This window comes from Syntrophus buswellii, from assembly GCF_046097065.1.
Classification (GTDB): domain Bacteria; phylum Desulfobacterota; class Syntrophia; order Syntrophales; family Syntrophaceae; genus Syntrophus; species Syntrophus buswellii.
The window spans coordinates 585105-599798 of the sequence record NZ_CP175563.1; the positions used below are offsets into that span (position 1 = coordinate 585105).

The 14694-nt window shown below is 42.2% G+C and carries 11 protein-coding genes; all 11 read left to right on the forward strand.

From position 1 onward, the window contains the following. The first annotated feature begins 10 nt into the window (after positions 1-10). The 11 genes from galE (at position 11) to ACJ77P_RS02755 (ending at position 14688) form a co-directional block, all read left to right on the forward strand. Entirely contained in the window at positions 11-1003 is a 993-nt protein-coding gene (gene galE / locus ACJ77P_RS02705; RefSeq protein WP_408998905.1) for a UDP-glucose 4-epimerase GalE, read from the forward strand. Positions 1004-1032: 29 nt separating this feature from the next. Then, a complete protein-coding gene (locus ACJ77P_RS02710; protein WP_408998906.1) occupies positions 1033-2046 on the forward strand; it encodes an NAD-dependent epimerase in 1014 nt (337 codons plus the stop codon). Positions 2047-2068: 22 nt separating this feature from the next. Further along, the gene (wecB, locus tag ACJ77P_RS02715) at positions 2069-3289 is read left to right on the forward strand and encodes a non-hydrolyzing UDP-N-acetylglucosamine 2-epimerase (protein ID WP_408998907.1); all 1221 of its coding nucleotides are present in this window, start codon (positions 2069-2071) and stop codon (positions 3287-3289) included. Positions 3290-3417: 128 nt separating this feature from the next. Beyond that, the gene (locus tag ACJ77P_RS02720; protein ID WP_408998908.1) at positions 3418-5457 is read left to right on the forward strand and encodes a choice-of-anchor Q domain-containing protein; all 2040 of its coding nucleotides are present in this window, start codon (positions 3418-3420) and stop codon (positions 5455-5457) included. A 245-nt stretch (positions 5458-5702) separates the two neighbouring features. Further along, positions 5703-7043, forward strand: a complete 1341-nt coding sequence (locus ACJ77P_RS02725; protein WP_408998909.1) for an O-antigen ligase family protein — start codon at positions 5703-5705, stop codon at positions 7041-7043. Positions 7044-7196: 153 nt separating this feature from the next. Continuing rightward, on the forward strand, positions 7197-8666 hold the full coding sequence (locus ACJ77P_RS02730) for a choice-of-anchor Q domain-containing protein (RefSeq protein ID WP_408998910.1): 1470 nt from the start codon (positions 7197-7199) through the stop codon (positions 8664-8666). Positions 8667-8844: 178 nt separating this feature from the next. Next, positions 8845-10137 (forward strand): O-antigen ligase family protein, encoded by a 1293-nt coding sequence (locus tag ACJ77P_RS02735; RefSeq protein WP_408998911.1) that lies wholly within the window; start codon positions 8845-8847, stop codon positions 10135-10137. Then, positions 10064-11170 (forward strand): glycosyltransferase family 4 protein, encoded by a 1107-nt coding sequence (locus tag ACJ77P_RS02740; RefSeq protein ID WP_408998912.1) that lies wholly within the window; start codon positions 10064-10066, stop codon positions 11168-11170. The genes ACJ77P_RS02735 and ACJ77P_RS02740 overlap by 74 nt, the downstream gene beginning before the upstream one ends. A gap of 48 nt (positions 11171-11218) precedes the next feature. After that, positions 11219-12442 carry a lipopolysaccharide biosynthesis protein gene (locus ACJ77P_RS02745; protein WP_408998913.1) on the forward strand — a complete coding sequence of 408 codons (1224 nt, stop codon included), beginning with the start codon at positions 11219-11221 and terminating at the stop codon, positions 12440-12442. Continuing rightward, the gene (locus ACJ77P_RS02750) at positions 12439-13539 is read left to right on the forward strand and encodes a glycosyltransferase family 4 protein (protein WP_408998914.1); all 1101 of its coding nucleotides are present in this window, start codon (positions 12439-12441) and stop codon (positions 13537-13539) included. Before ACJ77P_RS02745 ends, ACJ77P_RS02750 begins: the two co-directional genes overlap by 4 nt. Before the next feature lie 114 nt (positions 13540-13653). Continuing rightward, positions 13654-14688 (forward strand): acyltransferase family protein, encoded by a 1035-nt coding sequence (locus tag ACJ77P_RS02755; RefSeq protein ID WP_408998915.1) that lies wholly within the window; start codon positions 13654-13656, stop codon positions 14686-14688. Positions 14689-14694 lie beyond the last annotated feature (6 nt).

Sequence of the window (14694 nt, forward strand, 5' to 3'; positions counted from 1 at the left end):
GGAGAAGTGGATGAAAATTCTGGTGACGGGCGGCGCCGGTTACATCGGCAGCCATGTTGTGAAGGCGCTGGGCGAGGAGGGCCATGAGCTGCTCGTCTATGACAATCTTTCCACGGGGCACGACTGGGCGATCCTTTACGGCAAACTGGTAAAAGGGGAGCTGGCGGATTCCCGTTGCCTGGACGAGGCTTTTTCCGCATTCAAGCCGGAAGCGGTTCTGCACTTTGCCGCTTCGATCCAGGTGGAGGAGTCGGTCCGGAAGCCCTTGCGCTACTATCGCAACAATGTTTCCAATTCACTGAACCTCCTGGATGCCATGGAACGCCATGGGGTCCGCAATCTCATCTACTCCTCGACCGCCGCTGTTTACGGCATTCCCGACCGGATGCCCGCCGATGAGACCATGCCCCTGAATCCCATCAATCCCTATGGGACCTCCAAGGTCATGATGGAGACCGTTCTTCGGGATATCGCCTCCGCGGGGAATTTCCGCTACATTGCCCTGCGCTACTTCAACGTAGCCGGCGCGGATGCGCAGAGCCGTATCGGGCAGGCCTATGCGGACGCCACCCACCTCATCACCCGGGCCCTCAAGACCGCCCACGGCGAGTATCCAAAATTGTCCGTCTTTGGAACGGATTACCCCACCGCTGATGGGACCTGCATCCGGGACTACATCCACGTGGACGATCTTGCCGACGCCCATATCCGGGCGCTGAACTACCTGGTCGAGACGGGCAGAACGGAGATTATGAACTGCGGTTACGGTCATGGCTTCTCGGTGAAGGAAGTGGTTTCCGTTGCCAAAAAGGTGACGGGGATCGATTTTCCTGTCGAGGAAACGGACCGCCGGGCAGGAGACCCACCGGAGCTCATTGCGGATAGCACGAAGCTCCGCCGCCTAACCGGCTGGCAGCCCCGCCACGACGATCTGGAGTTCATTATCCAAACTGCTTGGGATTGGGAGTTGAAATATTCGTCCCGGCTCAAGGCAAACTTGTAATCCTCGTATAGAATAACTCAGGGAATTTCATGAAAAAAATACTGGTCACCGGCGCCGCCGGTTTCATCGGCTTTCATCTGTCCCGGCGGCTGCTGACGGAGGGTCATTCCGTCGTCGGCCTGGACAATCTGAACACCTACTATGACGTCCGCTTGAAAGAGGCCCGACTGGCCCGGCTGGCGCCCATCCCGAATTTCCGTTTTATCCGACAGGGTTTGGAAGAGCGGGATACGTTGCACGGGCTCTTTGCAGACGAAAAGTTCGAGATCGTCGTCAACCTGGCCGCCCAGCCGGGGGTGCGCTATTCTCTGACCAACCCCTATGCCTACATCGACAGCAATATCGTCGGTTTCATCAATCTCCTCGAGGGATGCCGCCATTCCGGAGTCCGGCATCTGGTCTATGCCTCCTCCAGCTCCGTCTACGGCGCCAATACGGCAATGCCCTTCTCCGTGCACCAGAATGTGGATCATCCCGTTTCCCTCTATGCCGCCACCAAAAAGGCCAATGAGCTGATGGCGCACACGTATTCCAGCCTTTATGAACTGCCCACCACGGGCCTTCGCTTTTTTACGGTGTACGGCCCCTGGGGGCGTCCGGACATGGCCTATTTTCTCTTCACCCGGGCGATTCTCGAAGGCAGACCCATCCCTGTGTTTAACTATGGGAAAATGCAGCGCGATTTTACCTACATCGATGACATTGTCGAGGGCGTTGTGCGGGTGATGGATCGGGTTCCCGAGGCCAATCCGGACTGGAGCGGCGCTTATCCCGACCCCGGAACCAGCTATGCACCGTTCAAAGTCTACAACATCGGCAACAACAACCCGGTGGAACTGCTGACCTTTATCGAGGTCCTGGAAAACTGCCTGGGGAAAAAGACCGAAAAGAATTTCCTGCCCCTCCAGGCCGGCGATGTTCCAGCCACCTATGCCGATGTGGACGACCTGGTGCGGGATGTGGGCTTTCAGCCGGCGACCCCCATCGAAGAGGGGCTCCGGCGGTTTGTGGCCTGGTACCGGGAGTATTACAACCAAGGATAAATGGCTGAAGGGAGAAACAAAAGTGAAAGGAACTGCGGATACGTTTAAATGGATCCTGGTGGTTGGCGCCAGGCCGAATTTTATGAAGATAGCTCCTCTGATCCGGGCCATTGCCGCGCACAACAACAAGAACGGCAACAGGATTGAGCCGTTTCTCGTTCATACGGGGCAGCATTACGATGTCCGCATGTCCGATGCCTTTTTCCGCGATCTCCAGTTGCCGGAGCCGGATGTCCACCTGGGGGTCGGGTCGGGAAATCACGGCGAGCAGACGGGTAAGGTCTTAATCGAATTCGAAAAGATCCTGCTTCAGGAACAGCCGGATCTCGTTATCGTGGTGGGGGATGTCAACTCCACCCTGGCCTGCGCCCTTGCGGCTGTCAAACTGCACATTCCCGTGGCCCATGTGGAAGCGGGCCTGCGCAGTTTCGACCGGGACATGCCGGAGGAGATCAACCGGATCGTCACCGATGCCATCTCGGATTTTCTCTTTACTCCGTCACCCGATGGAGATGAACATCTCCTTGGGGGGGGAATCCCAAAAGAAAAGATCTTTCTGGTCGGCAATATCATGATTGACAGCCTTCTGTTCAACCTGGAGCAGGCAAAAAAAACGTCAATCCTCTCTCTCCTGGGACTTTCCAATTCTAACGCCGATGAGAATCCGGCCATGCCGTCGATTCCCTATGCCCTGCTGACGCTTCATCGGCCGGCCAGTGTCGATAACCGTGAAACCTTCAACCGTATTCTGGCGGGTCTGCTCGAAGTTGCCCTTCGCATTCCCGTTATCTTTCCCATGCATCCCCGGACCCGAAAGCAGATGCACACCTTCGGACTGGACGGGAACTTTGTTTTCCACGATGCGTTGCCCGTCGACATGTCATCCTACAGGGATCAGAATGGATTAATGCCGAAAATCCACTGTTTTGAACCTTTCGGTTACCTGGACTTTTTGCAGCTCATGGCCAACGCGAAGGTCGTTCTGACGGATTCCGGGGGCATCCAGGAAGAGACCACCGTCCTCGGCATTCCCTGCGTTACCCTCCGGGATTCAACCGAGCGCCCCATTACCGTCACGGAGGGGACCAATGTCCTGGTCCACGATGATCCGCAGAAAATCGTTGCGGAAGTGAGCAAGGTGCTGGAGGGCCGAAGCCGTAAGGGCAGACGTCCTGATTTGTGGGATGGGCAAACCGCTGAACGAATCATTTCCGTTCTGAGTGAACAATTAACTTCTGGGTAAGTCAAACGGCGATGGTATATGAACTTTTGGGAATAACTTTCGATATTGGTACAATTTTGGATATTGAGTGATGATCAAGTAAGGAAAAAGAGTCCTTTACTTATTCATAACAACTCGGAGGATATCCAATGAAGACTTGCGACCCCAAAAAGACGTTTGTTCTAACCATAAATGAAATGCAAAATGAATCTGAGCATTATAAGGATTGCATGTGTCCAAGGACTTTTCATGGTTTAGGTTTCTCCGTTGCCAAGAGAAGCAATATTGAATCAGAGATCAATGCTGACAATCGTAACGCAATTGAGTTGAATAGGATAGCGTTATCGAATGGAGATTTAATCAATTCAACGATAAGTGTTCCAATTCCCGACAATCATGATCCACTGCAGCATAGTAAAAAAAGCACCAACATAATGAGAAACATTGTTCTGATATTTATGTTCATACTTTTCCCCGCTTTGGGGTGGGGTACAAATTACTATGTTGATTGTAATTCGGGAGATGACAATAACGTTGGTACAAATGAAAATGCTGCATGGAAAACAATCAAAAAACTAAATATAACAGCCTTTAACCCAGGAGATAATATTTATCTCAAGAGAGGTTGCACATTTAGGGAACAACTGACCGTGCCTTCTAGTGGTAGTCCAGAAAGTGTTATAACATTCGGGGCATATGGGAGTGGAGCAAATCCTATTATCTCTTGTTATGATCTGGTTGATAATTCAACATGGACTACTATTGATGCGACATATAACTTATATCCTGGTTATGGGGTGGTAGTACGTACCATGTTGCGTGATGGCTTATTGATTCCAAAGGATACAAGTTCTAGCGTAAATGCCGATTATTACTACTATTCAAGTGGACAGATGTGGTACAAACCGCCCGCAGGCCATGCAGCTTCAGAATATACGTTGGAGGCGGCAAGAAGATATCGGGCAGTCTATGTAAATGGCAAGGACTATGTAACTTTCAACGATTTAACAGTACAAGGTGGAAATGGTAACCTTTATTCTACTGATGGAGCTACTTTTGATATTAAAGATTCTACGCATATAACTCTTAATAATATACTGGTTAGATATTCATGGATTACCGGATTGTATATAAAGGCTGCTACAAGGGACTTAGAGGATATAACTGTTCAGAATAGTGAAATTTCATATTCGGGAAACGGAATTCAGGTTCACGGGGAGACCCCATCTTATAGCGTAACAAATATAACCTTTGATAATCTACATGTCCACCACATAGCTCAATTCGAGAATGATACAAGAGGATTTAGCGCTCTGGATCGAGAAGGTATTGGTATAAATGGTTACGGAATTTCAAGCGGATTCACTTTAAGCAATATAATAGTCCACGATGTTGGGGATAATGTATCCGCCAATAACTTGGGTATCTTTTTCTATCAAGTAAATAATGTTCTGCTGAGGAATTTTCTTGTCTATAATTGTGCTAGAGCCGGAGTTGAAGTAGTTGATGGCGCTTATGGATATAACAACGTTTTGGCTTATGGTATAGTACATAGTAATGGTAAGATTGCCACAAACGACGGAGCTTTTTCTGGAGGCGTGATTATTAAACCGAGTTATGGAACCGGAATGAATGGGACTAAACTTCTAAATTCAATCATATACAACAACGATGGATTAGCTTCTAACGATCCTAATAAACGAGGTGGGTTAGTTGTTTATAAGAATTTTACCGCGCCACTTTCATCTTCTATTGAGATAAAAAATAATATCATTTCCTGTAACATAACTAACGATTTGTTGATTTATGAGAACACCGGGGCACTGTCAGGATTATCTTCTGATTACAACTTGTTCTACAGAAAAAGTGGTAACGCTATAGTTTATAACAATAAGACTTATGACTACCAGAAAATCATAGGGGATGAAGCTGGTTATTATTCTTATGAGACGAGAAGAGATGCCCATTCGATTAATGCTAATCCTATGTTTGTAAATGCAGTTGGTGGTGACTTCCGCGTTCAATCAAGCTCCCCCGCTATCGATAAAGGAACGAACGTCGGTTTTTCAAGTGACTATATCGGGACAACACTTCCAACCGGTTCAGGTTATGACATAGGTGCATATGAATATCTTGGAATTACAGTACCCAAGTCTCCACAAAATATTCAGGTGGTTCTTTTTCAATAACAAAAGATGTGTAGCCTGAGTTCCCAAGAAAGTGTAACGAGAAATAGAATAAGAGAGGACACGGGTATCCGGTTAACTATCAAATAAATTCGAAACGTTTGCATAACTGCGGATTTCTCATCCTAGGGAAATTCACAATCCGGAATGTTCAGTATATTTAGCTGATTGCGTTTACCCATTTTGAGCATTCAAATAAATTCCCTACTTATGCAAACGTTTAAATTCAACTGGAGAGGACCATAAATTTGCATATACTGTCAAGTCTTCTTATATTCTTATTGCCATTATTGCTGGCTTTACTTAATCAAAAAACATTCATTATTTATATATTGATCGCTAATGGAATTCCTTGGAGTATTTTCTCTAAGGGAGAAGCTCTCTTACAATCGCTGGAGGGTATGGGGTCAGGTTCTATCCAGTTATTTGGTACATTGGGAGGGGCGCTTATTCTGTTAAGCTTTGGAAAAAGCAATGTCATTAGTGATGTTTTGAGATACCCCGTTCAACTTTTATTTTTTTTCTTTTGTATTCTTTCCATTTTTTGGGCACCGAACTTTGTATTTAGCCTCCGAATGCTCGCGAAACTTTTGTCCCCATTCATTTTTCTATTGATAGCTCATTTGATGATTGTTGATAATATTAACACTGTTACCATCGAGAAGGCTACTTTTATCGGGCTCCTTATCCTGCTTTTCGTAGCATTACTCAACCATTTTACTGGATTTCTTGGCGATGCCTCGACTGATGAATGGAGAGTCAAGAACATACTCACAGCTCCTTTCCACAGTCCGGCACCTTTTTCTTTCAGCATGGCCTGCGGAGCGATGCTTTCGCTCGCCAACTATATCAGCGACAGGCGAAAAACGTACCTTCTTCTTTTTGCAATCTTTAGCATAGCGGTTTTTTGGGCCTTTACAAGGATTTCAATTGTAGGACTGATCGTCGCATGCTCAGTCCTAATTTTCTTGTTGGCTAAGTCAACAATACTGAAGGTGCTCCTGCCCGTTTTGCTCTGTTTGGGAATAACAGTTGCTTTTCTTAACTTTGATAGGCTTAAGGAAAGAAGTTTTCAAAATCCTTCAGAGGCATCTTTATCTCAATTAATGAAAAAACCAGGAGCATTTGCTAAAAACATACACACCTCAGGAAGAACAAAGCTGTGGGAAAAGGGACTCAAAAGGTTTTTTCACCAAAGCCCGATCATCGGCGCGGGCCTTGGAGCCACACAAGGTTTTTATTATGAAAAGCATCGGGGTGGTGCAATTCACTCTGAATATCTCAGACTGCTGTGCGAGGTTGGTATAACTGGCATTGTTCTCTTCATTTTGGCAATGACCCAATATCTTGCCATGTTGCTGGCAGTCTTCAGAAGGAGTGACAGTGGAAATACATTTGAAGAAAAATTCAAGAGAAAATATTCTGGATTGGCTATTGCGAGTTTAATATTTTACCTGATCACAATGGCTACAGACAATACTATAGACTATGTAATGAGTCTGGGGCTTTACACATTCCTCTTTATTGGCTTTGCCTTGAATGCGAGCAAACAACATCAGCGCCTGAATAATCCCGGAATGTGTCAATGAAAATCAGACAATTCCAAACAAATTAGTGTTGCGTTGGATCAGTTGGTGCCGGTATTTTGAGCCAGGCGGCTGAGGGGAAAGCAACCATTTTGGCATGACCTCCTTGAACTTTTCCGGATGTTGTGTCCCACATAGAAAATAAAGGATGTGAATATGTGTATATCAGACGGATACTTCAGAAAAACAAAAAAGGGTTTTATTGGGGAACTTTTGTTTGTCTTATTGTGGTTAGTGGTTTCCCTTTATGGGGGAATAGAAAAGGCAAGTGCTGCAACTTACTATGTTACTCAAAATGGATCAGGGAGTAGAAATGGATTGAAATATGAAGATTCCATGAGTGTCAGCAATCACAATTCTGGAACATGGACAAAGGATGATGTTTTTTATTTGTGCGATGTTATTACATCAACGATTAGTCCCCCGACGTCGGGAGAAACTGGACATCCTATAATATATCGTGGTGATTATCCGGGACATCCAGGTACCGTTGATGGAGGTGGCCTACTAACTTACGGATTGTATCCCAAAGTTGGGGTGAATTACTTAGTTATTGACAGTTTGGAAATAAAAAATTGCCTAACCGTAGGTGTTTTGCTGAGAGCGACTAGTAGTGCCTCCACAGAAGCATTACAAGTTACAATTAACAATTGTAATATTCATGATATCTTAGCTGGTAATGGAATAGATGGCCGGGGTGTAGGACTAACTGTAACAAACTCCACTATATATAATATTTGGTATGATGGAATTTATCACGTGGGGGCAAATACCACAATAAGTGGATGCTACATTCATGATGTTGATCAAACAACAGGAACCCCTGGAGGAGATTGCATTCAACTCGGTGATATGGTTGGAGGATGGATTCATAGAAACATATTAGATCATAGCTCAAAAGCTACCAAACACTGTTTTATTGGAACTAACACAGCAAAAATTATTGGAAAACCACTAATTTTTGAACGTAATATTTGCACTCAAGGAGTTGCCGTTGAAGGTATTAATAGCAGAATTATTTCTGCTGAGGACATTACTAATGGACAAATCGTAAGGTATAATAAACTTTATGGTGGAAAGCACTCTATAACTCCACTTGGAAATGCTCATATTTACAGTAACATTATGTCCGGAGCCAGTGATTATGCCATTTCTGTTCAAAGCAATTCTCCTGCGGGTACTATTATTGATATTTATAATAACACAATGCATAAATCTCATGGGGGGATAACTTTTCCAACCAATAACTATATTATAGATATAAAAAACAATATCATGCACACAGTTACCAAGGCAATATATCAAACTGGGGTATCAGCGACAATAAACCTGGATATCAACTATAATATTTTTTTCAACACAGAATCCATATATGTTTATAATTATTGTACCGGTGGAGAAAATAATGTAATAGCTGATCCTCTCTTCATATCTAGCTCGGACTATCGTATCCAATCCACCTCACCAGCCATTAACGCTGGAATAGATGTAGGACTTATGTCCGACTACGTTGGCAGTCCAATAATAGGGCTGCCTGACATTGGTGCTTATGAATATCAATCTTCAACTTCCTATCATCCATCTGTGCCATGCGGGTTGAAGGTCCTAGCCCATGAGAATATTTAAGTTGTGGTGCTGCGTATTCAGGACAACACCTTCCATCTTTTGCTGAATCTTAGGGAGAGCAGTTTTTTCACTTCTGTACCTGCTCAGTTTTATACCGCCCAGATCTCTGTGCTGGGGCCATCCGAAAGGTTGGACCCTGTAGCGTCCTTGTAAATTTCATACAAAAAAGTAAACCAGAATGAATTTTATAAAAATTAGAGATATTAGTACTTTACCTATGGTGCTGCTTTTTTTTAGTTATATATTGTATTATCAAATATATGCAGCTTCCTTAGCTTCTTATACTCTGGCTTTTAAAATTCTTGTCTTATTCATTTGTGGCCTTTATAGCATCTTTCATATTAATTTTAAAAAGTTAACCAATGGCGGTGTTATTCCACTTATTGGCGTATTCTGTTATATTATTTTTTTATTCGTGAGTTCAGTCGGATCTGTAAATTCGCTATATTCACTTGTGCAAGCAGGATTACAAGTGGGGTTGCTCATTTCTGCTTGCGCCTTCGGACAATATTTGGTTGTTCATCGAGGTTCCAAGGCGCTGAATGTAATGATGATAATATATTTTTTTATTGTTTTAGGGAGTGTTTTCGGTGGTTTATTCGGCTTGAAGGAAATGTATAGTATTGAAGGTGGCATAAAGCGTTTCAACGGGATGTATGGGGAACCATCACTTCTTGGACTGACTAGTGGAGCTCTTGTTGGGTTTGCTTTATTTAACGTAAAACACAAAAAGTACCAATTTATTATTGTTGCTGTAGCGCTTATCTCGTTAGTGTTAAGTGGTTCTCGCGGGATGTTGCTATCTGTTGTACTTTCCCTGTTAGGCATCGGTCTGTTGCTATTTAAAATTGATCAAAAAACACGTTATAAACTAATTGGAGGAATTCTCCTGATAATTATTCTGATAGTTGCTGCTTTTGTACATAATCCTCAGCATTTACGAAGTGGATCATTAAGCAAGCTTTCAGGAAGGACTGAACTTTGGTCCAAGGCGGTTCCTAATGCCATGGGTCGATTAACGGGCTTTGGCTATTGTCTTGGAGGAACAGCCTTCAATCCAAATTTAAACGAAGTTGGTAGTATCTATATGCCACGTCATAAATTTGATATGTTCGAGCGTTCAACTTTTAAAGCAGCTTTACATAATGGATACGTGCAGGCTCTTGCAGATCTCGGAATTATAGGCTTCTCTTTCTACCTTTTAATCTTTCTTACGGGAATTAAAAAAGCAATACGAGAAGTTGAGTTAAAAGATTCAAGGTTATTCTGCTTTTTCATATTTTTCTTTGCTTTGGCAAATATGACAGAAAGCGTCATTATGAGCCCTACAAGTTCAAGTGGGCTTTTATTCTGGGTATCATGGTTTTTTCTCATAAATAATAACAGAGGTATCTTACATGAACGAGAAAGTAGCCATTGTACAAGTGAAAATCCCTCATTATCGAGAGGAACTGTTTATAGCGTTGTGTAAGAGGGTGCCAGGTATTAAAATATTTCATTCTTCTTATTTATCCAATGATGGCCTGGTTGAGTCGTTATCTTTCCCTTTTTCAAACGAGCATGTGAATATGACAGAAGTACGTGGTTTCACACTCCAAAAACTAACCAAACAAATTCTCTTTGATGATTATAATTATGTGGTTCTTGGATTGGAACTAAAGATTCTTTCTAACCTGCTTATTGCCGTTCTTTGCCGGATACGGAAAATTAAACTGATCTTTTGGACACATGGATATAATGTTCATTTGAAAGAGAAGAATATTAGGTTCTTTGTTGACAGATTCGTGAAGACCATCCTTATGAGAATGGCCTTTAAAATTTTGTTGTACACCGAATATGGCTACAAAGAACTAATCCGTTGGCGAATCCCTGCGAGGAAGATAATTATACTTAACAACACAATCAATGAAAAATTATATGAATTTTATATCACGAAATTTCGGACGAGCGAAAAGATAATCGGCAGCGATAAAGAAAAGCTGAAGCTTGCTATGGTTGGCAGACTTACAAAAGCAAAAAAAATTGAAATTCTAATTGATTTGGTGGTGCTGTTGAGGACGTCATACCCTCAAGTAAGTGCTTTGATTATAGGTGACGGTCCAGAAAGAGAACGTCTTGAGGCATTAGCGAAAGTTAAGGGGGTAGAAGATAGAGTTGTTTTTTATGGGACGATCAATGAGCCTGAGAGTTTAGTGCCGCTTCTTATGAAAGCCGATATGATGGTCCAACCTGGGGCCGTTGGATTGTCAATAGTTACAAGTTTTATCTGTGGTCTGCCTTTCATAACATTTCAAGACGCTGGGCATGGTCCGGAAATCGCTTATCTGAAGAGTGATTGCAACGGTTATATAGGTAGAAGTCTTGAAGATATAAAAGAATGGATAATTCACAACTATTCTAACAAGGAGCGTATGGAAAAATTGAGACAAGGCTGTTTCAAAGTCATCGAAGATGAAGTTAAATTTGAGTATTTCATTGATCGATTTGTCAGTGCTTTTCAATAAATATTTGATACACTTGAGCTTTCTGTATTACAAATGAGAAAGCCTTTCTTGGCAATTGCCGATCAAGTAACAATTTCAGGAACTAATTTCCTTATTTCCCTCGCACTAGCAAGGTTTATGGTTGCTGCCGAATATGGCTTGTATGTATTCGGCTTTACAACTCTCATCATACTAGAGGGGTTGCAGAACAATCTCGTATCAGCACCTCTAAATGTGATTGCAGCACGTAAAAACAGGTCAGAATGGCGTGAGTTGGTTTTTCACTCCCTTATTTTTCATGTAATTATCTCACTGCTTGTTATAGCTGCCTTGACTACTTCCTTCTTTTTACTGAGGGGTACGACTTATGGTGGAAACGCGATAGTTCTTCTGAACCTTAACATTACAGCTGTTGCGTTCATGGGCAGTGAACTGCTGCGCAAGTCCTTTTTGTCTATTCTTGATATTGGTAACACACTTTTACTTGATATTATCGCTTATTCAATCAGATTACTGGCGCTTGTTGCAGTTTTTTTTCTTGATTTGTCCAGTGCTGTGATCGTACTCCATTTTATTTCGCTCGGTTCTCTCACAAGCATTCTGATCGGTTTAAGAAAGATAAAATTAGATCTACATTTGATGAAGTTCAAGAAACCAGTCATGATTGAGATATTCGATTATGGCAAGTGGACACTATTGGATTGGCTCCCCTTTGTATTATCTGGCCAGTTATACGTATATATCGTAACGTTTGTTCTTGGTAATGAGGCAACCGGTGCGCTAGGTGCCATTCGCAATTTTGTAGCGCCGGTTTCTATTTTGCTTGTCAGCCTGATGAATTATGTACTTCCATATTTTTCGGGTATCTATGCTAAAAAAGGGGATCAGGCATTTAAGGCTAACCTTGGTTCTTTTTTTGTTACAATCAGTTTAATCCTTTTGGCCTATCTTGCCATCATAAATATCTTTGCTGAAGAACTACTCTACCTGGTTTATGGTAAGTATAGTGAGTTCGCATTTATATTATTGTTACTGTCATTCGGAATTGCTCTAAACATCTTTTTCAAACCCTTTGATATATATCTACGTGTAATTTGCAAGCCCAAATATATTTTTCTTTCGAGGATAGGTTCGGCTGCAGTTTCTTTGCTGCTCTGCTATCCGTTAGTTTTTTACTACGGTCTTTCCGGTGCCGCACTCAGCTATATATTATCCCAAGCAGGGATGCTGGTCATGCTTAGTTTCTTCACAGTGAAACTCGGTAACTTCGTGTCGAGAAAAAGGAGCGTATGAAAAAAAGGATGTTGCTCGTTATGCCCATGCCACCACCTATGCATGGCTCCAACGTTGTGAATCAGTATGTTGCTTCTATTGAACTGGGCGATTTGGTAAATAGCAGGATCTTGCCAATAAGGTATGCCCGTGAGATCAGTGATATTGGCAGTTTTCGCTTTAGTAAAGCTGTGCAATTTCTCGTCATATGGGTTAAGTTACTTATCAACCTTGTCATGTTTCGACCGCACTATGTGTACTTTGTTCCCGCAGTCATTGGAATTTCTTACCTTAGGGACTTTGCGCTTGCAATCCTGTTCAAGGCATTTGGAACAGAGATTATTTATCATTTACATGGCAAGGGAATTCGGGAACAGGCATGTAACCGGCTATATCGGCACGCATACAAGCTCTTTTTTAACCGAACAAATATCATACATCTCTCACCTTTGCTGTTCAAGGATTTGGATGGTTTAACGGAAGGCTGTAGGATATATTCTCTAGCCAATGGAATTGAGTACGAGGATTTTAGTAAAAGCCGCACCGACGATTCATCAACCCCAAATATATTGTATTTGTCTAATTTTGTTTCTTCTAAGGGGATGCTAGATTTTATGAATGCGTGTGGACTTCTGGTGAAGGCTGGTTTTAGATTTAATCTTTTTTTAGCTGGTATGCCCTCCCGGGATATCTCCGTTTCTTTTATTCAGGATCGTATCAAGGAACTCGGTCTGCAAGGTTTTATAAAGCATCTTGGGCCTGCCTACGGTGATGAAAAAAAAGCCCTTCTAAGAAAGGCCGATATTTTTGTACTTCCCACGTGCAAGGACTGTTTCCCCTTGGTATTGCTTGAGGCTTTATCTTATGGAATAGCGATTGTAACAACAGATGAAGGGGCAATTGCTGAGATTATCGAAAATGGTAAAACAGGTCTAATTGCACAAAAAAGAGATCCGCAGGATTTAGCTGACAAAATAGCGCATCTAATCAATTCTCCTGAGTTAAGAATATCCTTAGGCCGAAATGGCCGTTCAAAATTTCTCAATCACTATACGCTTGATAAGTTCAGGCAGGAATTCAGACGGATAATTGCTGAAATAGTTCAAAATAAGAACTAATCTATAACATTGGAATCATCTTGTGATTTTATCATTGTAGAAGCGCTAGCTACTGAGAAACGCAAAAAGAGACGCTTCAACACAACGATAAAATGAAAGGAATTTTTTTTGCGATTGCTGGAAAAACACGATTATGATTTTGACAGTGTTCGTGCTTTTCTCGTTACATCAATGGTATTTTTGCATGCATTCGAGCAATTCTACATAAAAACTTTCAATGGGAACTTTACCTCCTGCGTTCTCATAGGATTTGTTTTGTTATCAGGTTTTGTGGTTGGCGTTAAACATACTGACTATATGAATCATCGTCCATCTTTTTATTTTGCCAAATATTTCAAAGGGTCTTTTAAGCTTTTTGTGCTATTTTTCTTGTGTAATTTAAGTATTATGGTGCTTCTTCCCGAAAGATTTGGCAAGCTACTTCTATTGAGTCCTGACCAAATTTTAAGGGACATTTTACTAGGACAAAGGCACGATATCTTTGGTTTTGAAGTGTTGATTCCCATTGCTTATACTATGATTATTACTTGCGTACTGCTTGCTTTAGTCAGAGACAAGTGGGTTTTCCCTTTGGCAATGTGCGTATTCGTACTGCTTGGATTTATGGAAAAAGTGAATATGGGCATAATGGATTCTTATAATATTAAATTACTTCTTGTTGGATTTATAGGCGGATGCGTAGGTAAAATTGTAAATCCTCAGGATTGGGATAACTTAATGGAGAAGTTTTATAAAGGTAATGCATTAACAATATTAAGTGTGCTGGTGCTCCTCTATTATTTATATTTGATCCTTTTTACGGATGAGGGTGCCGGTGCATACATTACCTTTTTTGTTCCTGTTCTTCCAACCATGACGATCTTGCTTTTAATTTATATGACATCTAAAAAAATTAAAATAAACTGTCTTAGGCCAGTGCGACTGATAACGTTACCTCTTTCGAAAAATATGTTGTTTGCCTATCTCTTTCATATCCTACTGATTAATTCCATGTTCCTTGTAGTAAACAAACATTCTCAAAGCGCATTATCCTGTGTGTTCATAGGAATATTTGTTCTTATAGTTACTGTCCTGATGTGCTGGGGGATCGAATATTCTGCTAAAAGGCTGATTTTTTTCGATAAAATATATTCAACACTATTCAGGTAGAATCAG